The organism is Mycolicibacterium sp. XJ879 (assembly GCF_053483935.1).
Genome location: NZ_JBEFTH010000005.1, coordinates 289,500 through 315,490 on the forward strand (window position 1 = coordinate 289,500; position 25,991 = coordinate 315,490).

Genomic DNA, 25,991 nt, shown 5'->3' on the forward strand with positions numbered 1-25,991 from the left:
CGCTGAAAGCAAAATTTACTAAATCGTTAACAGTTAACTGACTCTCGGGTAACGTGTGCTTGACATGGTCGACGTCTACGTAAAGGAGAAGCCATGCAGGGAGCCGTTCGCCCCTACGTAACCGCGGGGGTGGCGTTGGTCGGAGCCAGTGTCATCGCCGTCAGCCCGGTGGCGCCGCCAGTTCCGGACATCAAGGTTGCAGCAGCACCGAGCGTCAGCACGGCGATGCAGCTCACCTCGACGTCCAACCCGCTGCTCGCATTCTCGGAGCTCTTCGCTAACACCCTGACCAACACGTCCGGGTTGTTCGAGCAGTTCGCAGCCTCCCCGGCGCCGATCCTGCAGCAGGTGCTGATCAACCAGGGCGCCAACTTCGGGCTGATCGCCGCGACGGCCGAACAAATCGCTTTCTTGCTTCCCGGCCTGGTGGAAGAGGTCGGCACCAATCTGCGTGAGGTGGCCACGCAGATAGCCGCTGGCGACTTCGTCGGCGCGGGAGAAACGCTGAACCAGACGTTGATTCTGGCGGGCCTTCCGCTGCTCGGCCTCATCGGGCCGCCGCTGACCATCTTGCAGAACACCACGCAGAATATCGCCAACGTGTTCGCCGAACTGCCGAACCAGGTGTTCCCGCTGCTCTCGGCGATCGTCCTGTCGCCGGTGAACTCGATCATCAACGGGACGGCCGATATCGCCCAGACGGTCTTCGACGCCGTCACCGCGGGTGACTTCCTCACCGCGGCAGGCGCGGTGATAAGTGCGCCCATCGTCATGGCTGATGTGGTCCTCAACGGCTTCAACGGTGTTCCGGGTCTGCTGACCCCGCAGGTGAACCCATTCACGGCAGGTCCGATCGGTGCCTTGCTGGGCCTGCGCAACGTGATCGCGGACGCGTTGCAGCCGATCGTCGTGCCCTCGAGCGCCGGGTTTGCGGCGAACGAGGCCCCCGACGTGGAGGCCGAGGTTCTCACGCTCAACGTCGACGCCGGCGCGAGGACCGCAGAGATCGCCGCCGCGTCTTCGGCCGAGGTCGAAGGTGACGAAACCGGCTCGGTCGCGGCCACCGGGGGCACCGACGGGTCCGGCGCCGCAGGCGCGCTCGATGAGGACGGCGAAGTCGAAGAGGTCGAAGCGGAAGAGGAGAAGGTCGTCGACGACGCGGCAGCGGACGAAGAGGCCGAACCCGTGACCGAGGAGACCGAGGAAACGGAGGAGAAGCCCGGCACCGGCGAGGTCCGTGAGAGCCTGAAGGCCGCTCCCGGCCAGACGGGTCTGAGCAGCGGCGGCGAAGCCGGCGACAGCGGTGACGCGTCGGACGACGGGCAGACGACCAACGCGGCCGACACCACTGCCGGCGACTCAGACAACGACGGTGACGCCGGTGACGGCGACACCGGTGGCTCGGAGTCCGGTTCGGGCGGCGACGAGTAACCAGGCACCAAACAGATCGGTCCCCCTCCCGTTTCGACAGGAGGGGGACCGATTGCTCTCAATTCGGGGCCGATGCCGAGTCCTCGGGGCCCGTATTCCCGCCGATATGTTAGCCAGGGTTAGGTTCGGCTAACTCGAAGTCTGTGCAACCATTTCTCTTGCTGGGTCGATCACGGCCTTATTTCGGCCATCGAACGGCAAATAGACACGGCCGTCAAGCCGGATATGCAGCACCGGTGATGTTGCCTGGCTAGCTATTACAGCGCCCGCCACGTGGTGGAACCGCGCTCTGGGAGGTGTCAGACCGCTCGATCTGTCTCGGTCGACAATCGGCGCAATTTTGTATATCGCGCCGATGCGGTAGCTGGAAATCGAGCGCGAGGGTCGAAAGTGCCGATCCACCGATATGGCTGGCGGGTGCGCGCAGCCACCGGGCAAGCTGTTGCGAATGGAGACCCCGCGACTGCTCTTCGTCCACGCCCATCCCGACGACGAGACCATCGCCACCGGCGCGACGATCGCCCACTATGTCGCCCGGGGAGCGCAGGTGCGGGTGGTCACGTGCACGTTGGGTGAAGAGGGCGAAGTGATCGGCGAGCGGTGGGCGCAACTCGCCGTCGACGAAGCCGACCAACTCGGTGGCTTCCGCGTCGCCGAACTGACCGCCGCACTGCGCGCCTTGGGCCTCGATGAACCGGTCTATCTGGGTGGCGCTGGCCGGTGGCGCGACTCAGGCATGGCGGGGACACCGCCGCGGCACAGGCAGAGATTCATCGACGCCGACCCGCGTGAAACGGTCGGCGCGCTGGTGGCGCACATCCGCGAGCTGCGCCCGCACGTCGTCGTCACCTACGACCCGCAAGGCGGCTACGGGCATCCGGACCACATCCACACCCACGAGGTGACGATGGCCGCCGTCGCCGCCGCCGCCGGTTCCGAACATCCCGGCGAACCGTGGAGCGTGCCGAAGGTCTACTGGTCGGTCTTCGCGAGATCCGCGGTCGCCGAAGGGTTGGCGGCCCTGACCGACGTGCCGTCCGGATGGATCCGGGTGTCCGCCGACGACCTGGGGTTCGGCTTCGAAGACGACGCGATCGACGCGGTCATCGACGTCGAAGAGCAGCTGTCCGCCAAGACCGCGGCGCTGCGTGCCCACGCCACACAGGTCACTGTCGCGCTCGACGGACGGTCTTTCGCGCTGTCCAACAACATCGCGCTGCCGATCGGCGCGATCGAGCACTACGTCCTTGCGGCGGGCACCGCGGGACAGCGCGATGCTCGCGGCTGGGAGACCGATCTGCTTGCGGGGCTCAACCTGCAGTAGGCGAAGGGGTAAGCTGCCGACAACACCGGCGCGTGGAAGGGACGACAGATGGACCAGGACCTCGATCCCAACCTGCAGCACTGGCAGGACCGGTTCGACAACTTCCAGTGGGTGATCGGCTCCATGGTGTCGCTGCTCGACAGCATCCCGACCTGACCCCTCCGGCCACCACCACCGATCGTCTGCGCGTGGTGGTTCTGACGTTGCTTGCGCTCGACGGCGTGCTGTGCGCCATCGCCGCGGCGTTCCTCCTGCCATTGCGGATCGGCTCGGTGCCGTTTCCGATCAGCGCACTTCTCGCGGGCTTGGTCAACGCGGCGCTGGTGTGGGCGGCGCTGCACTGGACGTCGTCGCCCCGCATCGCCGCGCTGCCGCTGTGGACCTGGCTGGCCACGGTGGCCGTGATGTTCTTGGGTGGGCCGGGTGACGATGTCGTCTTCGGAGGTTCCGGGGTCATGGCGTACGCGGTGTTGCTGCTGCTCGTGCTCGGTGCGCTGCCGCCGGCCGCGGTGCTTTGGCGGTACGTGACGCCCTAGGCCTGACCACCATCCCCGTCGTCGCCTGCGTCGCCTGCGTCGCCTTCGTCACCGCTGTCGCCATCGGCCGCATCGACGCTGGGTGACTGCGTCACGGTGTCGCCGCTGTCGGTCGAGTACTCGGCCGCCTCGTCGGCGTCGTCGATCGCCGCTGCTTCCTCGACATTCTCGATCTCTTGGGCTTCGGTGACCTCGGTGGCGTCCTCGATGTCCTCGAGCTCGTCGACCTCGGTGGCCTCGGTGGCCTCGGTGGCCTCTTCGGTCTCTTCAACTTCCTCGGCCGGCCCCTCGGCCTCTTCGGTTACCTCGACCGGCTCCTCGGCCTCTTCGGCTTCGTCTGTTGATTCGGTGGTCTCGGGGGCCGATTCGGCGGGCTCTTCGGAGGCCTCTTCAGGCTCGGCTTCTTCGGGCACCGTTGTCTCCTCCTCGGTGGCCGCGAGCGACATCGCCGCCATCGGCTCCTCGACCGCTGACTGCAGCGGCGGGATCGGCGGGAGCGGCGGGATGAGCCAACCGAAGAAGAAGTTGAACTCGGCGATCACGAAGTTCTGCAGCGAGTTCCACGTCACCGAGCCGAGCGTGGACAGCCCGTCGATGTAGCTGTCGAGGTTGAGTGGGTCGTCGACGACGGGCGCGACGAGATCCACCACAAAGCTGTTGGCGATCGGCCGGATCAGGGTGAAGTAGAAGATGTCGATCTGAGCGCTGATGTCGTAGCCGATCGGGATGAAGTAGCCGAACGGGATGAAGTCGGCGGCGTAGGCCGCGAGCTCGACCCAGTAGTCGATCCAGGGCAGCACCCTGTTCCAGGCGTTGATGATGGCGTCGCCGGTGGCGTTGAGCGTTACCGGGTCCGCGGTCGCCGTGACCGGTTGGACCGCCGCGAGCAGTTCGATGAACTCATCGGAGACCACCCGAACGGGGGCTGAGTGATAGCTGGTGCTGATATCGGGTGGCGGCGCCTGAACCGGGGCGATCGCGATGGCGGTGGCTCCGACGACGGAGATGCCCGACATCAGAACAGACTTGACGGATACGGCCATTCGAGGCTCCTCTGGTGCCTGCCACCGCGGTGGGTGGAACTTACGTTGCTGTCAATCTACGGGGATTATCGCGCAGATGGGGTGTACGCCACGGCGGACCGACCGGACTACTGTGGCCGGTATGCCAGGCGCAGTCGTTTCAATATGTGAGACAGGCGGATGATCGCCGCCGACGTCGGGGTTACACGAGAGTGGCTCTGAACCCGCAGCGCGGCGCCGACCTGCCCAATCCGTTGCTCCCACCGAAGTCCGACGTACCGAGTTCCGCCGCCCTGCGGCGTGTCCTGCGCCGTGCTCGCGACGGCGTGGCGCTCAACGTAGACGAAGCCGCGATTGCGATGACCGCGCGCGGCGACGACCTCGCCGACCTGTGCACCAGCGCGGCACGGGTGCGTGACGCGGGACTCGAGGCGGCCGGCCGACGCGGCCCCAACGGCCGCCTACCGGTCACCTATTCACCCAAGGTGTTCATCCCGGTCACCCATCTCTGCCGCGACACCTGCCACTACTGCACCTTCGTCACCGTTCCCGGCAAGCTGCGCGCGGCCGGGCTGGGCATGTACATGGAGCCCGACGAGATCCTCGACGTGGCGCGCCGCGGGGCCGAATTAGGTTGTAAGGAAGCGTTGTTCACGCTCGGCGACCGACCCGAGACGCGCTGGGACGAGGCAAAGCAATGGCTCGACGAACGCGGCTACGACTCCACGCTGGACTACGTGCGGGCGATGGCGATCCGGGTGCTGGAGGAGACCGGCCTGCTGCCGCATTTGAACCCCGGGGTGATGAGCTGGTCGGAGCTGTCGCGGCTCAAGCCGGTGGCCCCGTCGATGGGCATGATGCTGGAAACCACGTCGCGGCGACTGTTCGAGACCAAGGGCCTGGCGCACTACGGCAGCCCGGACAAGGACCCGCAGGTTCGCCTGCGCGTGCTGGCCGACGCGGGCCGGTTGTCCATCCCGTTCACCACCGGCCTGCTCGTCGGCATCGGCGAAAACCTGACCGAACGTGCCGAAACCATCCACGCGATCCGGCGCTCCCATAAGGAGTTCGGCCATGTGCAGGAAGTCATCGTGCAGAACTTCCGCGCCAAGGACCACACCGCGATGGCATCGTCGCCGGACGCTGCGTTCGACGACTTCATCGCGACCGTGGCGGTCACCCGGCTGGTGATGGGGCCCAAGATGCGGGTGCAGGCGCCGCCGAACCTGGTATCGCGCTCGGAGTGCCTGACGTTGGTCGGCGCGGGTGTCGACGACTGGGGCGGCGTGTCACCCCTGACGCCCGACCACGTCAACCCGGAGCGCCCGTGGCCGGGGTTAGACGAGTTGTCCTCGGTCACCGCCGAAGCCGGCTACGACCTGATGCAGCGGCTCACCGCCCAACCGCAGTACGTCCAGGCGGGCGCGGCGTGGATCGATCCGCGGGTGCGTGGCCACGTCGACGCGCTCGCCGATCCGGCGACCGGGTTGGCAGCCGATGTCAATCCCGTGGGGCAGCCGTGGCAGGAGCCCGACGAGGCATGGGAGTCCCTGGGCCGCACCGACCTTCATTCGGCCATCGATACCGCGGGACGGTTGACCGACACCCGCAGCGATCTTGGCAGCGCGTTCGGCGACTGGGAGTCGATCCGGGAGAAGGTGAACGAACTGGCCGCTCGGGCGCCCGAGCGCATTGACACCGACGTGCTGGCCGCGCTGCGCAAAGCCGAACAGGATCCGGCGGGCCTGTCCGACGACGAGTACCTGGCGCTCGCGGTGGCCGACGGACCGGCATTGGACGCTGTTGGGGCCCTAGCGGATTCGCTTCGTCGCGACACCGTCGGTGACGACGTGACCTTCGTCGTCAACCGCAACATCAATTTCACCAACATCTGCTACACCGGATGTCGGTTCTGCGCGTTCGCGCAGCGCAAGGGCGACGCCGATGCGTACTCGTTGTCTGTCGACGAGGTCGCCGACCGAGCGTGGGAGGCGCACGTGGCCGGCGCCACCGAGGTGTGCATGCAGGGCGGTATCGACCCCGAACTGCCGGTGACGGGCTACGCCGACCTGGTGCGCGCGGTCAAGGCGCGGGTTCCTTCCATACATGTGCACGCCTTCTCGCCGATGGAGATCGCCAACGGCGTTGCCCGCAGCGGGCTCTCGACGCAAGAGTGGCTGACGGCGTTGCGTGAGGCGGGTCTGGGGAGCATCCCGGGCACGGCGGCGGAGATTCTCGACGACGAGGTGCGCTGGGTCCTGACCAAGGGCAAGCTGCCGACGTCGATGTGGATCGAAATCGTCACCGCCGCCCACGAAGTCGGGTTGCCGTCGAGCTCGACGATGATGTACGGCCATGTCGACACCCCGCGGCACTGGGTCGGCCATCTGCGGGTGTTGCGCGAGATCCAGGACCGCACGGGCGGATTCACCGAGTTCGTTCCGCTGCCGTTCGTCCACCAGAGCTCGCCGCTGTATCTGGCCGGCGGTGCGCGGCCGGGGCCGACGCACCGCGACAACCGCGCGGTGCACGCGCTGGCGCGTATCATGTTGCACGGCAGGATCGCCAACATCCAGACCAGCTGGGTCAAGCTCGGCACCGAGCGCACGCAGGTGATGTTGCGTGGCGGCGCGAACGACCTCGGCGGGACACTGATGGAGGAGACCATTTCGCGGATGGCCGGTTCGGAGTTCGGCTCGGCCAAGACTGTCGAGGAACTGACGGCGATCGCCGAGGGTATCGGCCGCCGCGCTCGGCAGCGCTCCACGACATACGACCCGCTGGCGGCCTAGCCCGCACTTTTCGGTGCGCGAGCGTGCGTGTCTGCGCACCGCCACGCGGGCTCCGAGCCGCATTCCGTGCACCCTCGCGGAAAACGGTCAGGTTTTCAGCTGAATCCGCGGCCGTGCCTCGTCGGGAACCACGACTGCGATGAGCATCTCGAGAAACCAGAACACGAAGGTCGAGGCGAGGATCGCGACGGCCGGTAGCAAAACGATGGGCAGCGCAACGAACACTAACAGCATCAGCGCGCCCAGCACATCCTTTTGCCATCCGGCGCCGCCCCTACCCTGCACAATCGCTGCCATCCGCACCGCGGCCCACATGACCCAGCGCCGCAGCAGGCTCACGCCGTCGCGTTGCATCTGGCGGCGGAACCGGTAATCGGCTTGGCGGCGGTCGCAACCGGTGCGCTCCGGGTAGCGCCACAGATAATCGTGCAGCACGGCCGCCCGTGCATAGCGGCCGGCGCGCGGGATGAACCACGACACCACACCCGGGACCGACACCAGATCGGTGGCGAAATCTCTGGGTACTTGGAAGGTTTCGTTGAACTCATCGAAGATCAGCGGCTGGGTGGTCCGCCACTCGTCCCAGGCGCTTTCCTTGAAGACCTTCTTCGCCGCGCGCAAGCTGTCCAACTCGTCGGCGGTGAGCTGGCGGACATGCACGACGGCGTTCCGGTGGATGGGTGCACAGCGCTGCATCATTCTGCAGGTATAGCAAGGCTGTCGCCGCAATACCGCGATTTCGAAACCAGGGTTGTGGTCGCCGTGAAATCACAACCCTGCGGCAGTTCGCGGACGCTACAGCCAGGGCGCCGGGCCGGTGTGCATAGCTCCCATCATGACGCGGTTGCGCAGCGTGGTGAACCCAAGAGCCAACGGCGACAACAAGTTCGGATAGCTCATGTGGCCTCCAACGCCGCAGCAACTTCGTCGAGCCAGCCGATCGCGCCTTCCTCGGCGCGGATACGGCCGCGCAACACCAGATACTGGTGCAGTGCACCGCCTTTGAGGTTCACCGGGTTGGGAAACTGTCGCTTCTGGTAACCCCGGTAGGTGTTGAGCAGGTCGACTCGTTCGGCACGCAGCGCGATCACCTGGGCGTGCAGCGCGGTGACGTCGCCGTAGGTTGCGCCACGGACCTTCACGGCCAGCTCGCGCGTGCGGTTGTCGGCCACCGTGTTGCCCCGGCCGGACAACGGTTCGGCGATCCATCGCGCCAGCTCGGCGTGCCCGGCGTCGGAGACCGTGTAGACCTTCTTGTCCGGTCGGCCCTGCTGGACAACCGGCGTCGCATGGACCCAGCCGTCGTCTTCCATGGTGCGCAGCGTCCGGTAGATCTGCTGGTGCGATGCGGCCCAGAAGTAACCGATGGACCGGTCGAACCGACGGGCAAGCTCATAGCCGGAACCGGGCTGTTCGCTCAGCGCCACCAGGATGGCGTGGGGTAACGCCACGTCGGCAGCATAGAACCTGCGGCAGACATATGCAATTTGTTGCAGTGCACTGAGGCGCATAGGGGAGTCGCGGTAGGCGGCCTGTATGTGCAACGTTTAGTATCAGTAACCACGCGCCACCCTTAGCCGAGGGCGAGCGCGGACATAAGGCACACTGAGACCACCGTCCAAGAACGAACAGCCCCGCTGGACAGGAGATCGAGGAGCAACCTGTGACGTACACGATTGCCGAACCCTGCGTCGACGTCAAAGACAAGGCGTGTATCGAGGAGTGCCCTGTCGACTGCATCTACGAGGGTGCACGCATGCTGTACATCCATCCGGACGAATGCGTCGACTGCGGCGCATGCGAGCCGGTCTGCCCGGTCGAGGCCATCTACTACGAAGACGATGTGCCCGACCAGTGGAGCGAGTACACCCAGATCAACGCCGACTTCTTCGTCGAGCTGGGATCGCCGGGCGGCGCGTCCAAGGTCGGCATGACCGAGAACGACCCGCAGGTCGTCAAGGACCTGCCGCCCCAGGGCGAGGACTGATAACGGTTCGTCAGCGGGGCGGGCACATGTCCGTGGAGCAGCGCGCGGTGCGAAATCTCCGCTCGGCGTCGCTGCCGGTGTTCCCGTGGGACACCCTGGCCGACGTCACCGCGCTGGCCCGCTCGCACCCTGACGGCATCGTCGACCTGTCGGTCGGTACCCCGATCGACCCGGTGGCGCCGGTGATCCGCGAGGCGTTGGCGGCCGCCAGCGCCTCGCCGGGTTATCCGACGACCGCCGGCACGTCGGCGTTGCGGGAATCGGCCGTCGCGGCGTTGGCCCGTCGCTACGGGGTCACCGGGCTGTCGGAGGCGGCGGTGTTGCCGGTGATCGGCACCAAGGAGCTGATCGCCTGGCTGCCGACGCTGCTGGGGCTGGGGTATGAGGACACCGTCGTGGTGCCCGAATTGGCCTACCCCACTTACGATGTGGGCGCGCGGCTGGCCAGAGCGCAGGTGCTGCGGGCGGACTCGCTGACCCAGCTCGGCCCGCAGCGGCCCGCGCTGGTGTACATCAACTCACCGAGCAACCCGACGGGCAAGGTGCTGGGCGTCGACCATCTGCGCAAGGTCGTCGGCTGGGCGCGAGAGCGCGGCGTGTTGATCGCGTCCGACGAGTGCTATCTGGGGTTGGGCTGGGACGCCGAACCGCTGTCGGTGCTGCATCCGTCGGTCAGCGAGGGTGACCACACCGGGCTGTTGGCGGTGCACTCGCTGTCCAAGTCGTCGTCGCTTGCGGGGTACCGGGCCGGTTTCGTGGCCGGCGATGCGGCGCTGGTGGCGGAGTTGTTGGCGGTGCGCAAGCACGCCGGAATGATGGTGCCGACGCCGGTGCAGTCCGCGATGGTCGCCGCGCTCGACGACGACGAGCACGAGCACGAGCAGCGTGCCCGCTACGCGCGGCGACGCGATGTGCTGCTGCCGGCGCTGCGCGCGGCCGGGTTTACCGTCGACGACTCGGAGGCGGGGTTGTATCTGTGGGCCACGCGCGGCCAGCCGTGCCGAGACACCGTCGCATGGCTGGCAGGGCGTGGCATCCTGGTGGCGCCGGGTGAGTTCTACGGTCCGCGCGGGTCACACCACGTGCGCGTCGCGTTAACCGCACCCGACGAGCGCATCAACGCTGCCGCACAGCGACTCTCGGCCTGAACCACAACCACGACCGTCTACTACTGCTCTTCGGTGATCTCCTCTTCCACGATCACCTCGGTCTCGGTCTCGGTCTCGGTCTCTTCGATGATGACCTCGTCGACGACCTCTTCTGGTGCAGCCGTAGCACCAGTCCAGACCAACAGGTCTTGGCCGCCGGCGTTGTAGATGACGCTGTTTGGAACCGGGCCGGTGACGTCGAAGAACAGTTCGCCCTCCGATGATGCGCCCTCGGTGAGGGTGGCGGGGTTGACGCCCTCCGGTGTCGGCACGGTGAAGATCGCGCGATACGTCTCGCCGTTGGCCGCGCGGGCGTTGAAGTTGGAGATGATCGGCGTGACTGTGCCCCTGACCGCTGTGACGGTGGCGTCGGCCTCATACAGCGTACCGACCGGCTGGTAGCCCGGCAGAACGTCGTCGCTCGGCTCCAGTTCTTCAACCGTCCAACCGGTGACGACAACACCGCTGGCGTCGATGAGTTCTTGAGCCGCGCCGAAGGACGCGGTGGTGGGGTAGCTGTCGGCGGCAGCCATGGGCGCCATGGCGATTCCAAGCGTCGCGATACCCGCGACGGCCATGGGTGTCATGATGCTGGTTTTCATGTGTGCTCCCAAATCGGTCGAAGGATGCTGACGAGAACGCGGCCGCCCCAATTGCACTCACGGCCGCCTCCTTTGCAAGCTTAGTATCCACGATCGGCGTCGTCAGGAGGTAGCTGGCAGATTCAGCGACAACAGCAGTTGCACATCGGGATCCGGCAGTGACGTGGACAGCAACTGTTCGGCACGGCGCACCCGGCGACGAAACGTGTTGGGACGGATCTGCAATCGCTCGCTCGGCCGCCGCGACGATGTCACCGCTTTCTACCTGCGGTGCCTGAAGATACCGATGGCCTGCGATGGCTATCCCTTGGGCGCCACACACGACCGCGGGACCGTGCACGTGGTATCTGGAATCGCGGTCCAAAACGACAGGCGAACAACGGTTTCGAATACCAGATGCTCTGAGGCATTCGCGACAACGAACAGCAGCGGCATACCGACGACGGCAACCGTGTCCGCAGCTACGTGCCGGTTAGACACCCAGCGTTATGCCTACTTTCTGCGCCGACCGGCCGAACGCCCGGCCCCACCTCGCGTTCTTCCCACGTGCATTGGTCGAACGCGGACGCTAGAGGGGGTACGCGGCGACCGGCATGGTGACGGTGCCGCGGCACGGGCCGGAAAGGATCTCGGTGCGCCACGTTCCGAACATCGACCCGTCGACATCAGGAGCGTAGAAAACCCGTGACTGCGCCGGCGCGTACTGCGTGGGCAACCCGTCACCGCGGAAGCATTCCCACTGCCAGTTGTACGAATACTGCCACCGCGACCCGTCCCAGGTGTACCGGACAGGTTGCGGGATGGTCGGATTGCTCGGTGCGGGCCCGTCCACGACAGTGGCCACGCACAGCCCGCTCGAACAGTCGGTGGACAGCACATACTGGGCGCCGAAGTCCGGCTCGGCCTGAGCTGCGGCCACACTGGTGCCCATCTTCTCGGACGCGAAGGTGACGATCTGATAGCGCCCGTTCCATTGCGCGTCTGCCGCCGCAGCGGTCGGGACCGCCGAAACCCCTATCCCGGTCGCACAGACAAGACCGAGCAGCACGCTGGTCACGGGACGGGCAGACATGCCCGCCAGCCTATTTGGCACGCTCGCCAAGACGCGCCAGGACACGGTTTGCCGAAGGCTACGACGGGGTCACAGATTCGTATCGGCGAACAAGCGATGCACGTGCGTCACGACCACAACGCCCAGCGCGCCTGCGCAATCCGATCGTCAGCCGCAACCGAACCAGAATCAGCCCTGAGATTATGCGGGTTTGCCGCAACGCAGCAGCGCCCGCGCAGCGCCGAACTCGAGTGCCGATCGCCGCTTCGGCACACATCGGCCCGACAGCGGCCACCGGACACTCATTCGGGCCGAGGAGAGAAGATCCGGAAGGTGTTGTCTTCGGTGTCGCGAAAGACGACCCAATCCAGACCGTCGTCATGGTGATCGCTGACTCGGAGCGCGCCGAGCGATTCCACCCGGTCGGCATGGTGCGACCAAGACGGTCCGCCGTCGAAGTCGATCATCAGCCGATTCTGCCCGCTGGGTAGCTGCGCATCGGATCGGCGCTCGAACATCCACGTCACACCGCCGTCGTTGAGGCCTATGGTCGCGAAGTCCGCAGAAGCGCCGTCGTCCACCGGCCGGTTGAGCACCTTGGCCCAGAACCCCGCGAGCGTCGCGGCGTCGCGGCAAGCGAACGAATACATACCGATCCGCATCGTGCCGATTCCCGTCATGCTGCCTCCAGTTGTCGTGTGCACGTCCAGGAGGTAGACCGCGGTACGGGCGGAAAGTCACCGCATCGGCAAATGCTCGGCGAGCAACAGCAGCGCCCACGCCGCAACCGACTGGGCGTCGGTGATCTCGCCGTCGCGGATCATCCGTGCCACCTCCGCGCGGGCGAACCACTCGCTGTGCATGTCCTGTTCTTCATGCTCGCGTTCATGCTCGCCCTCGGTGATGCCCGTGGCGAGAAAGACCCAGCCGCGCTGGCTGCTCATCCCCGGGGCGACGTCGAGCTGACCGAGCACCCGCATATCGGAGGCCCGCAACCCGGTTTCCTGGCGCAGCTCGAGCGCGGCGAGGTCCGCAGGCGCCATCTCGTCGGCGCCCGGCGCGGTGCCCTGCGGAAATTCCCAGCGCCGTAGCCCGATCGGATAGCGGAACTGTTCCACGAGATGGAAACGGTCGCCGTCACACGCCATCACCAGCGCATACGACGGCTTGTCGACCACGGCGTAGACGCCGTCGCTGCCGTCCGGGTGGCGGATCGCGTCCTCGCGCATCGTCAACCAGTTGTTGCGGTACACCTCGCGCGACGCGATGGTCTGGATGGAGTTCACGCGCCCAGTATCCTCACGCACGTGTTGCTTGCCTCGCTGAACCCCGCGGCCGTCGCCGGCGGCGCCGATATCGGCGACGCGGTCCGCATCGACGGAGCCGTGCTGAGCCGCAGCGATCTGGTCGGCGCGGCCACCTCGGTGGCCGAACGGGTCGCGGGGGCAAGCTGCGTCGCGGTGCTGGCCACCCCGACCGCGTCCACGGTGCTGGCAATCACGGGCTGCCTGATCGCCGGCGTGCCCGTCGTTCCGGTACCCGCCGACGTCGGCGCCACCGAACGCAGGCACATCGTCACCGATTCAGGTGCGCAAGCCTGGCTGGGCGAGAAGCCGGCAGACGACCACGGCCTACAACACGTGCCGGTGCGGCTGCACGCGCGGTCGTGGCACCGCTACGTCGAACCGCCCGCCGATGCGCCCGCGCTGATCATCTACACATCGGGCACGACTGGCGCGCCCAAGGGTGTGATCCTGAGCCGACGCGCCGTCGCGGCCGACATCGACGCGCTCGCCGAGGCTTGGCAATGGACCCCTGATGACACGCTGGTGCACGGACTGCCCCTGTATCACGTGCACGGCCTGGTGCTGGGGCTACTCGGCTCGCTGCGCATCGGTAACCGGTTCGTACACACCGGAAAACCGGAACCGGCGGCCTATGCCGCCGCCGGTGGTTCGGTGTACTTCGGGGTGCCCACGGTATGGTCGCGGGTGGCCTCCGACCGCGCCGCGGCGCGCGCATTGGCGTCGGCTCGACTGCTGGTGTCGGGCAGCGCGCCCCTACCGGTTCCGGTGTTCGACAAGCTGGCCGGCGTCACCGGGCACCGGCCGATCGAGCGGTACGGCGCCACCGAGTCGCTGATCACGTTGAGCACCCGGGCCGACGGCGAGCGCCGGCCCGGCTGGGTGGGCCCGCCGCTGGCGGGGATCGAGACCCGACTGGTCGACGAGCACGGTGCCGATGTGCCTCACGACGGCGAAACCATTGGGCGACTGCGGGTTCGGGGCCCAACCCTGTTCGACGGGTACCTCAACAGACCGGAGGCCACCGCCGAGGTGCTCGACGACGACGGCTGGTACCGGACCGGTGACGTCGCGGTGATCGACGGTGACGGGATGCACCGCATCGTGGGCCGCGAATCCGTGGACCTGATCAAGACTGGTGGGTTCCGGGTCGGCGCAGGCGAAGTCGAGACGGTGTTGCTTGGGCATCCCGGGGTTCGGGAGGCCGCCGTTGTCGGCGTCCCCGACAACGACCTCGGCCAGCGCATCGTCGCGTTTGTCGTCGGCGACGCCGACCCGTCGACGCTGATCAATTTTGTGGCCCATGAACTCTCGGCGCATAAGCGGCCGCGTGAGGTGCGGCTGGTCGATGCGCTGCCGCGCAACCCCATGGGAAAGGTGCTCAAAAAGGAGTTGGCACAATGGGACTGAGGTTCGACGAGATCTGCATCGACGCAAACGACGCGACGATGCTGGGCTCCTGGTGGGCGCAGGTGTTGGGCTGGCAGAAGCACGTCGACGACGACGGCGACGTCGTGCTGCACGCCCCGCCGGGCGCGGGACCGAACTGGCTGTTCCTGTCGGTGCTCGACGCCAAGGTGGTCAAGAACCGCATCCACTTCGATTTCCGGCCCGACGATCAGCAGGCCGAGGTGCAGCGCGTGATCGGGATGGGTGCCCGGCATGTCGACGTCGGGCAGCGCGACGCCAGCTGGGTGGTGCTCGCCGATCCGGAGGGCAACGAATTCTGCATCCTTCCCTCCGCGAGCGTGCGTGGCTGAGGGCGACTCGCCGACCAAAGTCCGGAGTTTGCGCACGCTCGTGACCCTGGCAGCCGCGGTGGCATTCTCATTGTGCGCGTGCGGGACCGCGCCGCCACCGCCGAAACCGGAGCGCACAGTTCCCGTCGAGCCGCTGAGTATCGGCGGCGCGGCCACCGACACGGTGGGCGGCTGGCTGCCCGCGGGTAGGACACTGTCCCCGTTCGACGTATCCAACCCGATCGTGGGGTGGCTCGACCCGTTGCTGCTCAAGGCGGTTCAAGATGCCGCCCGGGCCGCCGCGGCCGACGGCATCGACATGCGGATCACCTCCGGCTGGCGGACATTGGGCTTTCAACGGCGGTTGTTCGACATTGGCGTGCAGAAGTACGGGAGCGTTGAGGCCGCCCGGGAGTTCGTCGCCGCGCCGGAGGCGTCTAAGCATGTCACCGGTGAAGCCGTCGACATCTCACCCGTGCAGGCCGACATGTGGTTGATTCGCAACGGGTCTCGGTTCGGGCTGTGTCAGATCTACGCCAACGAGATCTGGCATTTCGAGCTCGCGGTGGTCGACGGGCGCTGCCCGCCGTTGAAGCCCAACGCGGCGAGCTGAGGCTGGCGAGCGTGCGTAAACTTCGGGTTTTCGACGGCGTGTCGTCCTCAAACACGCCCGCTCGCGGCAAAGGGTAGCTCGCGCCCTAGTGAGCCAAACGGGCTAGTTCTGGTGCAGCGCTTCGTTGAGCGTGATACCGCTGCCGTCGCGCTTGACCACCTCCACCGCGCCGGTCACCGAATTGCGCCGGAACAAAAGGTTGTTGGCGCCCGAGAGTTCCCGCGCCTTGACGGTCTGGCCGTCGCCGGTCTGCACCTTGGTGCCCGCGGTGACATAGAGACCCGCCTCGACCACACAGTCGTCACCCAACGAAATGCCAAGGCCAGCATTGGCGCCGAGCAGGCAGCGCTTGCCCACCGAGATCACTTCGGTGCCACCGCCCGATAGCGTGCCCATAATCGACGCGCCGCCGCCCACGTCGGAGCCGTCGTCGACGACCACACCCGCCGAGATCCGGCCCTCCACCATCGAACTGCCCAGCGTCCCCGCGTTGAAGTTGACGAACCCCTCATGCATGACGGTGGTGCCCGACGCGAGGTGGGCGCCCAGCCGCACCCGGTCGGCGTCGGCCACCCGCACCCCCGCGGGCAGCACGTAGTCGACCATCCGCGGGAATTTGTCGACGCCGTAGACGGTGACCGGGCCGCGGCGGCGCAGCCGGGCGCGCACCATCTCGAACCCCTCCACCGCGCACGGGCCGTGGTTGGTCCACACGACGTTCGTCAACAAGCCGAAAAAGCCGTCGGCGTTGAGCCCGTGCGGGGCGACCAACCGGTGCGACAGCAGGTGCAGCCGCAGGTACACGTCGTACGCATCGGCCGCCTTGTCCTCCAGCGACGCGCTGACGGTGCGCACCGCGACCATCTCCACGCCACGGTCGTCGTCGCGGCCGGTGAGCTCACCCAGTTCCGCGGGCACCTCGGCCGTCGAGAGCCGGGTGGTGCCGGAGGGGCCGTCCCCGCTGAGTTCGGGGGCCGGAAACCAGGTGTCGAGGACGGATCCGTCGGCGGCGATGGTCGCAAGGCCGACGCCAGAAGCAGAAGTCACGTCGCATGAGGCTACTCGACTAACCTCGGACGGTGTGGGCCTGGACTTGCACGCTGATCCGATCGCGTTGACCGCGGCGCTGGTGGACATCCCCAGCGAGTCCCGCAACGAGCAGCGCATCGCCGACGAGATCGAGACCGCGCTGCGCGAGCAGACCAGCGGCTTCGAGATCATCCGCAGCGGCGACGCGGTGCTGGCCCGCACCCACCGCGGCCTGCCGTCGCGCGTGCTGCTGGCCGGCCACACCGACACCGTGCCGATAGCGGACAACGTGCCCGGCCGGCTCGAGGGCCCGTATCTCTACGGGTGCGGCACCTCCGACATGAAATCCGGGGACGCGGTCTTTCTGCACCTGGCCGCGACGGTCGCCGAACCGCAACACGACATCACCCTGGTGATGTATGACTGCGAGGAAATCGAAGCGAGCGCAAACGGTTTGGGCCGCATCGAGCGTGAACTGCCCGACTGGCTGGCGGCCGACGTCGCGATCCTCGGCGAACCGTCCGGCGGGTACATCGAGGCGGGCTGTCAGGGCACGCTGCGCGTGATCGTCACCGCCTCGGGAACCCGTGCCCACTCCGCGCGATCCTGGCTGGGCGACAATGCGATTCACAAACTCGGCGACGTGCTGGCGCGGCTCAAGGACTATCAGGCCCGCAGCGTCGACATCGACGGCTGCGTCTACCGCGAGGGGCTCTCCGCGGTCGGCGTCGACGGCGGAATCGCGGGCAACGTCATCCCAGACTCGGCATCGGTGACGGTGAATTTCCGCTTCGCACCCGACCGCAGCCCGCAACAGGCGCTGCACCACGTGCACGAGGTGCTCGACGGCCTCGACGTGCAGATCGAGCTCACCGACTCGGCGGCGGGTGCGTTGCCGGGGCTGACCAAGCCGGCCGCCGCGGCGCTGGTGGCCGCCGCAGGCGGACAGGTGCGGGCCAAGTACGGCTGGACCGACGTCGCACGCTTCGCCGCGCTGGGCATCCCGGCGCTCAACTACGGCCCCGGCGACCCGAATCTCGCGCACCGCGCCGACGAGCGGGTGGAGACCGCGGCCATCACCGCCGTTACCGACATGCTGCGGCGGTATTTAACCGGTTGACCGGATCCGTACGCTGAAAGCATGCGGTAAGACGACGACTCCGGTGTCCTAGTCGTTTTTCGTTATCGAGAGCTCTCTCGCATGTCTTCCATCGTCTGCTCGAATCTGTCGTTCGCCTGGCCGGACGACACCGCTTTCTTGGAGAACCTGTCGGTCAGCGTCGGGCCCGGCCGCACCGGGCTGGTCGCGCCCAACGGTGCCGGCAAGAGCACACTGCTCAAGCTCATTGCCGGCGAGTACCGGCCCACGACGGGATCGGTGGCCGTCGACGGCACGCTCGGCTACCTGCCGCAGACGCTGCCGTTCGTCGCCGAGCGCACCGTGGCCGAGGTGCTCGGCGTCGCCCCCGTCATCGCCGCGCTGAACGCCCTGGCCGACGGTGACGCCGGCGACGACGTGTTCGCCGCGATCGGTGACGACTGGGACGTCGAACAGCGCTGCCGGGCCGAACTCGACCGGCTGGGATTGGGGCACATCGCGCTGGACCGCGCACTCGGTTCATTGTCCGGCGGCGAGGTCGTCTCGCTCGGGTTGGCCGCCCAGCTGCTGCAGCGCCCCGACGTGCTGCTGCTCGACGAGCCGACCAACAACCTCGACGCCGACGCGCGCCACAAGCTCTACGACGCCGTCGAGGATTTCACCGGGTGCCTACTGCTGGTCAGCCACGACCGGGTGCTGCTGGACCGAATGGACCGTATCGCCGAGCTGCACCGCGGCGAAATCCTGTGGTACGGCGGCAATTTCACGATGTACACCGAGACCGTGGCCGAGGCGCAGCGCGTCGCCGAGAACAACCGGAGCCACGCCGAACAACAACTCAAACGCGAAAAGCGCGACATGCAGCTGGCGCGCGAACGTGCCGCGCGGCGGGCCAATACCGCCGCGCGCAACCTCAAAGACGCCGGGCTGCCGAAGATCGTGGCAGGCGCGATGAAGCGCAGGGCCCAGGAATCGGCGGGCCGCGCCGACGACGTGCATGCCGCCCGAGTCGGTGACGCCAGGGCGCGCCTCAACGACGCCCAGCGCCGCCTGCGCGACGACGACGCCATCGTGCTCGACCTGCCGCAGACCGACGTGCCCGCCGGTCGCACACTGCTGCGGCTCGAGGACGTCGCGGCCCGACGTGGCGCGCGCACCCTGTTCACCGGCGTCGACCTGAGCGTGCGCGGACCCGAACGCATCGCGCTCACCGGCCCCAACGGCGTCGGCAAATCCACCCTGTTGCGGATCGTCGACGGCACGCAGGCGCCCGCCGCCGGCACCGTGGGGCGCACCGACGGACGGGTGGCCTACCTGTCACAGCGGCTCGATCTGCTGGACCCGCGGCGTTCGGTCGCCGAGAACCTCGACGTGTTCGCGCCAGGCCTCTCCGAGACCCGGCGGCGGCATCTGCTCGCGCAGTTCCTGTTCGGCGGCGGCCGGATCCACCTGCCGGTCGGCGCGCTCTCCGGTGGCGAGCGGCTGCGCGCCACGCTGGCCTGCGTGCTCTTCGGCGAACCCGCACCCCACCTGCTGCTGCTCGACGAGCCGACCAACAACCTGGACCTGGCCAGCGTGGCGCAACTTCAGTCCGCGCTCAACGCCTACCGCGGCGCGTTTCTCGTCGTCAGCCACGACGACCGGTTTCTCGACGAAATCGGCGTTCAGCGCAGGCTCCGGCTATCTGACGGGCGCCTGCAGACGGCATAGTCGGCCCTGATCGGCGCCGATTTAAGCGGTCCGGTAGCTACCGCAGGCACGGTAAATTCGACCGTTATGGGGATCATGCCCGACGTCAGCCCGTACGGGTCGCAGACGGTGACGGGCCCGGGCTGGCCGAACGTCGACGAAGAGGTTCTGGCTGCGGCCGCCGCGGCGTATGAAACGTTCGCAGCCAAGGTGACCGGCACCGTGGTGCCGCAGCAGCAGGGCCAGTTGATGCAGCTGTCGGACACCTGGGAAGGGGCCGGATCGGTCGCCGCGGCCGGGGAGGCCAGCACGATCATCGGCGGCCACGAAACCAACGCCGCACAGGCCGCCGCGATCGCGGCCAAGCTGCGCGCGATGGAGGCCACCGTCGTCAAGACGAAGATGCTGGCCAACACCATCGCCCAAGAGGTCCAGCACGAGTGCGAGGCCATCGCGGCGATGCCGTTCGGCAACGCCCAGCAGCTGGTGCAGAGCCGCATCAAGATGGGCCTGTCGCAGAACATCGCCAACGTGACGACGAATACGACCGAGCTGGCCAACACGCTCGGGGTGCCGCCGAGCATCCCGTTCGTCGGCGCCCCGCCGGTGCCCGGCACCAAAGAAGCCCAGGACAGCGGGGAACAAGCCGCGCAGAGTCCGCAGCAGGCCATGCAGATGGCCACCCAGATGGGCTCGATGGCCACCCAGATGCCCATGCAGATCGGCCAGGCGCTGATGGCCCTACCGCAGCAGATGGGCCAACAGCTCTCGCAACCGTTGCAGCAGCTGACGTCGCTGTTCGGCCAGGGCGGCAAGGCCGACGCGCTGGGCTCGGCGGGCCTGCCGTTCTCGTCGTTCTCCAACCATCCGCTGGCCGGTGGCTCGGGGGCGGGTGGAGGTTCGGGCATGGTGCGCGCCGCGGGCCTGCCGGGCGCTGGCGGGATCCCGCTGCAGACCCCGCAGATGGCGAACCTGGTGGGCAGCAAGCCGGTGAGCTCCGCCCCCGCCGAGGGCGCGGCGGCCGGGTCCGCGGTGGCGGGCGGCGTCGCGCCGGCGGCCGCCGGGGTAGGCGGCGGCATGGGCGGGATGGCGCCGATGATGGGCCAGCGCGGCACCAGCGGCGGCACCGTGGCCGGGATCTCGGTGCCGGCACCGCTTGAACACGACCTCGACGAAGACGATGTCGACGACGACTGGTGAGGCAGGAGATACGCGATGTCTAGTCCGCTGAGAAAGCCCGAGGCCATCGGCTGGAACGCGGCTGCGGTCGAATTGCCGCAGATACCAACGATTCCGGCGGGCCAGGACGCGATGAGCTCGACCATCTCGGCCGTGCTGCCGACGCTGGGCGCGCAGCTGGCCGCCAACGTGGCGGCGCTGTCGGCCAAGGAGAACACCTTCTCCGGCAAGGTCGGCGCCGCTGAGGCGGCGTATGCCAACTCCGACGACGCCGGTTCGCAGTCGGTGGGCCAGGTCGTCGGGATGCTGGGCCAACTCGGCCAGCAGGGCATGCAGGTCGGCCAGGGCGGTCGCGGCGCCAGCGCCGCAGCAGACTCAGCGCAGCAGCGCGAACCGCTGCAGCGCGCGGATGACGACCGCGCGGAACCGGGCGAGCGCCCATCCGAATCGGCCCCGGTGGCACCGCCGCAGCAGCCGGAAACCGGCGGCGACGACGTCGCGCGCAGGGTGTAACGCGTCGGGCGTGGCCAGCCCTCAGCGCAAAATTTCAGTCAGTCGAGGTCTTCCGCCGCGGCCCGCACCCGTTCGGCGCCCGTGCGGTCGCCCTGCTCATACATCTGGGCGGCTTTCTGCAGAAGTTCGGCGATGGTGCTACCCGAGGTGGCGGTGGTCTGCATGGTGCCGTGGCGGGTGCCCAGCACCCCCGCCAGCGCGGTGCTCACCGCGGACGCGATGGCCCCGTGGCTGGTCTGCACACCGGTCGCGTCGGTCGCGCCCGGGCCCATCAACTGTGACAACCCGCCCACGACCCGCTCGTGGATCTGCGCGCAGGACCGCACACCGTCGGTTTGTACGTACAGGTTGGCGCTCATGACCAGAGTCTAAAGCTGCGACTACAGCGGTCGAGACACCAATTCAGCCGCTCTGCGCCGACGCGTCCTCGGCGGCCCGCATCATCCCGATCGCGGCGTAACGCTGCGCGACGTCGGCCAGCGCGTTCGCGTCCCGATCCACCAGCGCGTGGGCGTGCGCCAGCGCCACCTGGCCCACCGCGCACTCGCATTCGGCGCCGACGCGGGCGAGCCCGTCGACCGCGCGGATATCGCCGAGCCGCACCGCGTCCAGCAGCGCGCGCAGCGCCACCGCCGACTGCCCGCCCCGCTCGGCGCTGCGCACCGCATCGCGCGCGGCGTCGACCCCAGCGTGCCGGTTACGGCGCGCAGACATCGTCCACGCCCGCGCCAGCGCGAGCTCGGGGGCAAACAGCATGGACTTCAAACCGTGCCGGGATTCCGCGCGCGACAACGCTTTGCCGGCCTCGACCGTGGCGCCCAGCTGGCCCAGCGCCTGTGCCAGCAGCATCCACGCCAACGGGCCCCACGAATAGCCGGTCGGGGCCAGCGCGGCCGCCGCCGGCCGCAACAGCGCCACGGCCTGCTCCAGCTCACCCTTGGCGATCAGCACGTCGGCGACCAGCACCTCACCGATCGCGCGGCCGGGCTGCTGCAGCTGCGCGAAATCGGCGAGCCGCCGGCCCAACGCCTGCGCCTCGTCCAGCTCCCCGCCCATCACCAGCGCCGTGGTCTGGCCGAAGCCGCTGGTGAACCGCAGCAGGCCGGGATGCCCGGCGGCGATCGCGCGCTCGGCCAGCGCGTCGACCTCGCCGAAACGTCCCATTCGCGCAGCGCTCAACGCCGCGGCCGCCGCCGCCCAACCGACCGCGGTGTCGTCGGCCGCAGGGGACGTCAGAACATCGTCGGCGATCTGCTTGGCCCGCGCGGGGTTGCCCGCGTTCATCGCGAACGTCGCCGACAACGCGTCCAGCGTCGTCTGCGCCGTCGGCGAGGCGACGCGGTTGCGCGTCGCCCGCAGGAACGCCGTCGCCCGCTCCGGTTCGGACAGCATCCAGAACTGGTTGGCCGCCCGCGGCAACGCCCACGCCATCAACTCGGTCTCCGACAGCGCCGACGGATCCACCGCGTCGAGCACCGCGTCGGCGTCGCGGCCCCTGCCCTGCCACGCCAGCGCGTACCCCAGCGTCAGCCGCGTGCGCAGCTGGGGTGCCCGCTGCAACGCCACCCGGCCGAGCCGCTCGGCGAGCACCAAATCGCCGAGCCGCAATGCTTCCTCGGCCGCGGCGGCCACCTCGTCCGGTGGCTGCGGGCTGTCGCAGTCCAGCGCCAACACGGCGCGCCGCAACCGGGCGACCACCCCGTCGACGGGCGCGGCGGCCAACCGGTCGACCACCTCGGTGCGTAACCTGCGCAGCTCGGGCCCGCCCAACGCGTCACGCACCGCGTCGACGAACAACGGATGCGCCGGACGCGCCCACCCCGCGTCGACCACGACCGCGGCGCAGGACTGCGCCTCGGCCAGTGCGTCGCCGCCCAGCAGCTCCGCGAGCGAGCGTTGCGGCAGCGGGTCGTCGACGGCCAGGAACTGCAACGCCCGTCGTCCCGCATCCGGAAGCGAGCGCACGAAGTCACCGATCACGGCGGCCAGCCGGTTGTCGTCGTGCCCTGGGGGCTGCAGGTCGACGCGCTCGAGCAACCCGTCCTCCCACAGCGTCGAGATCTCCTCGGCGACAACACCGTTGGGCGCGACCGTCACGATCAGCTTCGCGGTCCCGGCGACGGCCAACTGGTAGATCAACGCCGCGGACAGCCGGTCCAACAGATGCGCGTCATCGACCACCAGCAGCCGACCATCACCCAGCGTCTCGCGCGCGGTGCGCAGCACCTCCGCGGTCTTGCCCGCGTCGGGGATATCGATCAGGTGGCCGACGGCGGCGAACGGCACCGCGGCCATCGGCGTCGTCGCGGTCACCCAGTCGACGCGGTCGAACCGAGAGCCCAACCGCTGCACGGCCGCACGGGCCACCGTCGTCTTGCCCACGCCTGCCGGGCCGATCAACACCGCACCGGCGTGCCCGGAAACGCCGGTGTCGACGGCATCCAGCACGGGCTCGGGCGGTGCGGTGACCCACTCAACTGGCACGGCCGGATCATATGGTCAGCTTGTCCGCATGTCCGCAGAACCCGACCGCGAATGGGCGGTGTGTGTCTACTGCGCCGCAGGACCGACGCATCCAGAACTACTCGAGCTGGCCGCGCGTGTCGGCGAAGCGATCGCCATGCGCGGGTGGGCCCTGGTGTCCGGCGGCGGAAACGTCTCGGCGATGGGCGCGCTGGCCAACGGCGCCAGGGCGCGCGGTGGGCGCACCGTCGGTGTCATCCCCAAGGCGCTGGTCCATCGCGAGGTCGCCGACGTCGACGCCGACGAGCTCGTCGTCACCGACACGATGCGGGAGCGCAAATCGGTCATGGAGGATCGCGCCGATGCGTTCATCGCGCTGCCCGGCGGCATCGGCACGCTCGAGGAGTTCTTCGCTGCCTGGACTGCCGGATATTTGGGTATGCATGAAAAACCGGTGGTGATGCTGGATCCCGTCGGACATTACGACGGCTTGATCGCGTGGCTGCACGGCTTGGTCGAGAGCGGGTATGTCGCCCAGGAGGCCATGGACCGGCTGGTGCTCGTCGACGACGTCGAGGTGGCGATGGAAGCCTGCGCACCCCGCGAGTGAAGTTGAGCACCGGTAATTAGGGTGAGGCGCACATGGAGCAGTTGAGGGGAGCCGAGCATGACTGAGGACACGTCAGGGACCCGGACCAACGTCGGGCTGCTGGATGTTGCCGGCAAGTTGCCGGGCCTGCTTCTCGATGTGCCGACCATCCTTCGCGGCGTGGTCACCGGGTTCGGCGCCCGCCCGTCGGCCAAGACATCCATCGGCAAGGTGTTCCAGGACCGCGCGGCCAAGTACGGCGACAAGGTGTTCATCAAGTTCGCCGACGAGCAGATCAGCTATCGCCAGGCCAACGAGGCCGCCAACCGCTATGCGGCGGTGCTGGCGGCCCGCGGGGTCGGCCACGGCGACGTCGTCGGGATCATGTTGCGCAACTCGCCGGACGCGGTGCTGGTCATGCTGGCGGCTGTCAAGTGCGGCGCGATCGCGGGGATGGTCAACTACAACCAGCGCGGCGAGGTGCTCAAGCACAGCTTCGGGTTGCTGGGCGCCAAGGTCGTCGTCGCCGAGACCGGCTTCGTCGACCCGATCACCGAAAGCGGCGCCGACACCAGCGGGCTGATGACCGACGATGAGCTCAAGCGCCTTGCCACCACCGCGCCGACAACCAACCCGCCGACCACCGCGGCCGTGCTAGCAAAGGACAAGGCGTTCTACATCTTCACCTCGGGCACCACCGGCATGCCCAAGGCCAGCGTGATGACGCACTATCGGTGGTTGCGCGCGCTGGCCGGGTTCGGTGCGCTCGGCATGCGGCTCACCGGCCGCGACACCCTGTACTGCTGCCTGCCGCTGTACCACAACAACGCGCTGACCGTGGCGTTGTCGTCGGTGCTCAGTACCGGTGCCACGCTGGCGCTGGGCCGCTCGTTTTCGGCCTCGAAGTTCTGGGACGAGGTGATCCGCTACGACGCCACCGCGTTCGTCTACATCGGCGAGATCTGCACGTACCTGCTCAACCAGCCGCCCCGCGCGGCGGACCGTCAGCACAAGGTTCGGGTGATCTGCGGCAACGGATTGCGCCCGGCGATCTGGGACCAGTTCACCGAGCGGTTCGGCATTGAGCGGATCTGCGAGTTCTACGCGGCCAGCGAGGGCAACACCGCATTCGTCAACGTGTTCAACATCGACAAGACCACCGGCATCTGTCCGTCACCGGTGGCGTTCGTCGAGTACGACGCCGACACCGGTGAGCCCGTGCGGGGCGCCGACGGCCGGGTTCGCAAGGTGCGCAAGGGTGAGCCGGGCCTGTTGCTATCCAAGGTCAGCAGCTTCCAGCCGTTCGACGGCTACACCGACAAAGGGGCCACCGAAAAGAAGTTGGTGCGCAACGCTTTTCGGGACAACGACGTGTGGTTCAACACCGGCGACCTGATGCGCTCGCAGGGCTTCGGCCACGCGGCGTTCATCGACCGGCTCGGCGACACGTTCCGGTGGAAGGGCGAGAACGTGGCCACCACCGAAGTGGAGGCGGCGATCTCCGCCGACCCGCAGGTCGAAGAAGCGACGGTGTTCGGCGTCGAGGTGCCCGGTGCCGGCGGCCGGGCCGGGATGGCCGCGATCCAGTTAAAGGACGGCGCGGAGTTCGACGGCAAGGCGCTGGCCAAGGCCGCCCATGAGCAGCTGCCAGGCTATGCGGTTCCGCTGTTCGTGCGGGTGGTCTCCGAACTCTCCTACACCTCGACGTTCAAGGCGCAGAAAGTCGACCTGCGCAAGCAGGGCTACGGCGGCGAGGTCGACGACGCCATCTACGTACTGGCCGGCCGCGACGAGGGCTACATCGAGTTCTACGACGAGTACCCCGACGAGGTGAAGGCCGGCAAGCGCCCCATGTAGTGGTGATTACGGTGCGCAAACCAT

At 68.0% G+C, this 25,991-nt stretch carries 26 protein-coding genes and 1 pseudogene; 15 read left to right on the forward strand and 12 right to left on the reverse strand.

The features are described 5' to 3' along the window. The first annotated feature begins 93 nt into the window (after positions 1–93). The 3 genes from ABQF13_RS14250 to ABQF13_RS14260 all read left to right on the forward strand — a co-directional run bounded on the left by ABQF13_RS14250 (position 94) and on the right by ABQF13_RS14260 (position 3,291). On the forward strand, positions 94–1,431 hold the full coding sequence (locus tag ABQF13_RS14250) for a hypothetical protein (RefSeq protein WP_448393395.1): 1,338 nt from the start codon (positions 94–96) through the stop codon (positions 1,429–1,431). Positions 1,432–1,879: 448 nt separating this feature from the next. Beyond that, complete coding sequence (mshB, locus tag ABQF13_RS14255) at positions 1,880–2,755, forward strand: N-acetyl-1-D-myo-inositol-2-amino-2-deoxy-alpha-D-glucopyranoside deacetylase (RefSeq protein WP_448393396.1); 876 nt, start codon at positions 1,880–1,882, stop codon at positions 2,753–2,755. 107 nt (positions 2,756–2,862) lie between these two features. Beyond that, the gene (locus ABQF13_RS14260; protein WP_448393397.1) at positions 2,863–3,291 is read left to right on the forward strand and encodes a hypothetical protein; all 429 of its coding nucleotides are present in this window, start codon (positions 2,863–2,865) and stop codon (positions 3,289–3,291) included. Here ABQF13_RS14260 and ABQF13_RS14265 read toward each other — a convergent pair. Continuing rightward, complete coding sequence (locus ABQF13_RS14265) at positions 3,288–4,334, reverse strand: hypothetical protein (RefSeq protein ID WP_448393398.1); 1,047 nt, start codon at positions 4,332–4,334, stop codon at positions 3,288–3,290. The genes ABQF13_RS14260 and ABQF13_RS14265 overlap by 4 nt on opposite strands. 191 nt (positions 4,335–4,525) lie before the next feature. On the opposite strand from ABQF13_RS14265, the gene ABQF13_RS14270 reads away from it, so the two are divergent. Beyond that, positions 4,526–7,105, forward strand: a complete 2,580-nt coding sequence (locus ABQF13_RS14270) for a bifunctional FO biosynthesis protein CofGH (protein ID WP_448393399.1) — start codon at positions 4,526–4,528, stop codon at positions 7,103–7,105. Positions 7,106–7,192: 87 nt separating this feature from the next. Here the strand turns inward: ABQF13_RS14270 and ABQF13_RS14275 are convergent, their stop codons facing one another. The 3 genes and pseudogenes from ABQF13_RS14275 to ABQF13_RS14285 form a co-directional block, all read right to left on the reverse strand. Next, complete coding sequence (locus ABQF13_RS14275; protein ID WP_448393400.1) at positions 7,193–7,726, reverse strand: DUF1353 domain-containing protein; 534 nt, start codon at positions 7,724–7,726, stop codon at positions 7,193–7,195. 192 nt (positions 7,727–7,918) lie between these two features. Beyond that, positions 7,919–8,005, reverse strand: a pseudogene (locus tag ABQF13_RS14280) (hypothetical protein); the annotation flags it as partial. Further along, complete coding sequence (locus tag ABQF13_RS14285) at positions 8,002–8,556, reverse strand: PadR family transcriptional regulator (protein WP_448393401.1); 555 nt, start codon at positions 8,554–8,556, stop codon at positions 8,002–8,004. The gene ABQF13_RS14285 and the pseudogene ABQF13_RS14280, both read right to left, overlap by 4 nt. A gap of 212 nt (positions 8,557–8,768) precedes the next feature. On the opposite strand from ABQF13_RS14285, the gene fdxA reads away from it, so the two are divergent. Further along, on the forward strand, positions 8,769–9,092 hold the full coding sequence (gene fdxA / locus ABQF13_RS14290) for a ferredoxin (protein ID WP_069407480.1): 324 nt from the start codon (positions 8,769–8,771) through the stop codon (positions 9,090–9,092). Between the two features lie 26 nt (positions 9,093–9,118). Next, positions 9,119–10,240 (forward strand): succinyldiaminopimelate transaminase, encoded by a 1,122-nt coding sequence (gene dapC, locus ABQF13_RS14295; protein WP_448393402.1) that lies wholly within the window; start codon positions 9,119–9,121, stop codon positions 10,238–10,240. 20 nt (positions 10,241–10,260) lie between these two features. On the opposite strand, the gene ABQF13_RS14300 is transcribed toward dapC, so the two are convergent. The 5 genes from ABQF13_RS14300 to ABQF13_RS14320 form a co-directional block, all read right to left on the reverse strand. Beyond that, the gene (locus ABQF13_RS14300; RefSeq protein WP_448393403.1) at positions 10,261–10,842 is read right to left on the reverse strand and encodes an MPT63 family protein; all 582 of its coding nucleotides are present in this window, start codon (positions 10,840–10,842) and stop codon (positions 10,261–10,263) included. Positions 10,843–10,944: 102 nt separating this feature from the next. Continuing rightward, positions 10,945–11,097 carry a helix-turn-helix domain-containing protein gene (locus ABQF13_RS14305; RefSeq protein ID WP_448393404.1) on the reverse strand — a complete coding sequence of 51 codons (153 nt, stop codon included), beginning with the start codon at positions 11,095–11,097 and terminating at the stop codon, positions 10,945–10,947. A gap of 313 nt (positions 11,098–11,410) precedes the next feature. Continuing rightward, positions 11,411–11,914, reverse strand: coding sequence for an Rv2253 family sensor-like surface protein (locus tag ABQF13_RS14310; protein WP_448393405.1), 504 nt, complete (start codon positions 11,912–11,914; stop codon positions 11,411–11,413). Positions 11,915–12,195: 281 nt separating this feature from the next. After that, positions 12,196–12,573, reverse strand: coding sequence for a VOC family protein (locus ABQF13_RS14315; protein WP_448393406.1), 378 nt, complete (start codon positions 12,571–12,573; stop codon positions 12,196–12,198). A 57-nt stretch (positions 12,574–12,630) separates the two neighbouring features. Then, positions 12,631–13,122 (reverse strand): NUDIX domain-containing protein, encoded by a 492-nt coding sequence (locus ABQF13_RS14320; protein ID WP_448393576.1) that lies wholly within the window; start codon positions 13,120–13,122, stop codon positions 12,631–12,633. Between the two features lie 78 nt (positions 13,123–13,200). Here ABQF13_RS14320 and ABQF13_RS14325 point away from each other — a divergent pair, with 78 nt between their 5' ends. The 3 genes from ABQF13_RS14325 to ABQF13_RS14335 are packed head-to-tail and all read left to right on the forward strand — an operon-like array spanning position 13,201 to position 15,549. After that, positions 13,201–14,607, forward strand: coding sequence for an acyl-CoA synthetase (locus ABQF13_RS14325; RefSeq protein WP_448393407.1), 1,407 nt, complete (start codon positions 13,201–13,203; stop codon positions 14,605–14,607). Then, positions 14,598–14,957 carry a VOC family protein gene (locus ABQF13_RS14330; RefSeq protein WP_448393408.1) on the forward strand — a complete coding sequence of 120 codons (360 nt, stop codon included), beginning with the start codon at positions 14,598–14,600 and terminating at the stop codon, positions 14,955–14,957. Before ABQF13_RS14325 ends, ABQF13_RS14330 begins: the two co-directional genes overlap by 10 nt. A 58-nt stretch (positions 14,958–15,015) precedes the next feature. Next, entirely contained in the window at positions 15,016–15,549 is a 534-nt protein-coding gene (locus ABQF13_RS14335; RefSeq protein ID WP_448393409.1) for a M15 family metallopeptidase, read from the forward strand. Positions 15,550–15,651: 102 nt separating this feature from the next. On the opposite strand, the gene dapD is transcribed toward ABQF13_RS14335, so the two are convergent. Then, positions 15,652–16,596, reverse strand: a complete 945-nt coding sequence (gene dapD, locus ABQF13_RS14340; RefSeq protein WP_448393410.1) for a 2,3,4,5-tetrahydropyridine-2,6-dicarboxylate N-succinyltransferase — start codon at positions 16,594–16,596, stop codon at positions 15,652–15,654. Positions 16,597–16,630: 34 nt separating this feature from the next. On the opposite strand from dapD, the gene dapE reads away from it, so the two are divergent. From dapE to ABQF13_RS14360, 4 genes are all read left to right on the forward strand, one after another. After that, a complete protein-coding gene (gene dapE / locus ABQF13_RS14345; protein ID WP_448393411.1) occupies positions 16,631–17,698 on the forward strand; it encodes a succinyl-diaminopimelate desuccinylase in 1,068 nt (355 codons plus the stop codon). Between the two features lie 81 nt (positions 17,699–17,779). Beyond that, entirely contained in the window at positions 17,780–19,387 is a 1,608-nt protein-coding gene (locus tag ABQF13_RS14350; RefSeq protein ID WP_448393412.1) for an ABC-F family ATP-binding cassette domain-containing protein, read from the forward strand. 66 nt (positions 19,388–19,453) lie between these two features. Then, positions 19,454–20,566 carry a hypothetical protein gene (locus ABQF13_RS14355; RefSeq protein ID WP_448393413.1) on the forward strand — a complete coding sequence of 371 codons (1,113 nt, stop codon included), beginning with the start codon at positions 19,454–19,456 and terminating at the stop codon, positions 20,564–20,566. 15 nt (positions 20,567–20,581) lie between these two features. Next, entirely contained in the window at positions 20,582–21,058 is a 477-nt protein-coding gene (locus tag ABQF13_RS14360) for a hypothetical protein (RefSeq protein WP_448393414.1), read from the forward strand. A 38-nt stretch (positions 21,059–21,096) separates the two neighbouring features. Here ABQF13_RS14360 and ABQF13_RS14365 read toward each other — a convergent pair whose 3' ends face one another. Together ABQF13_RS14365 and ABQF13_RS14370 are read right to left on the reverse strand one after the other, a co-directional pair. Then, positions 21,097–21,417: an ESX-1 secretion-associated protein gene (locus ABQF13_RS14365; protein ID WP_448393415.1), complete on the reverse strand. Its 321-nt coding sequence runs from the start codon at positions 21,415–21,417 to the stop codon at positions 21,097–21,099. 43 nt (positions 21,418–21,460) lie between these two features. Next, a complete protein-coding gene (locus tag ABQF13_RS14370) occupies positions 21,461–23,542 on the reverse strand; it encodes an AAA family ATPase (RefSeq protein WP_448393416.1) in 2,082 nt (693 codons plus the stop codon). Positions 23,543–23,570: 28 nt separating this feature from the next. Here ABQF13_RS14370 and ABQF13_RS14375 point away from each other — a divergent pair, with 28 nt between their 5' ends. Continuing rightward, on the forward strand, positions 23,571–24,131 hold the full coding sequence (locus ABQF13_RS14375) for a cytokinin riboside 5'-monophosphate phosphoribohydrolase (protein WP_448393417.1): 561 nt from the start codon (positions 23,571–23,573) through the stop codon (positions 24,129–24,131). 57 nt (positions 24,132–24,188) lie between these two features. After that, a complete protein-coding gene (gene fadD6 / locus ABQF13_RS14380; RefSeq protein WP_448393418.1) occupies positions 24,189–25,967 on the forward strand; it encodes a long-chain-acyl-CoA synthetase FadD6 in 1,779 nt (592 codons plus the stop codon). The last annotated feature ends 24 nt before the right edge of the window (positions 25,968–25,991 follow it).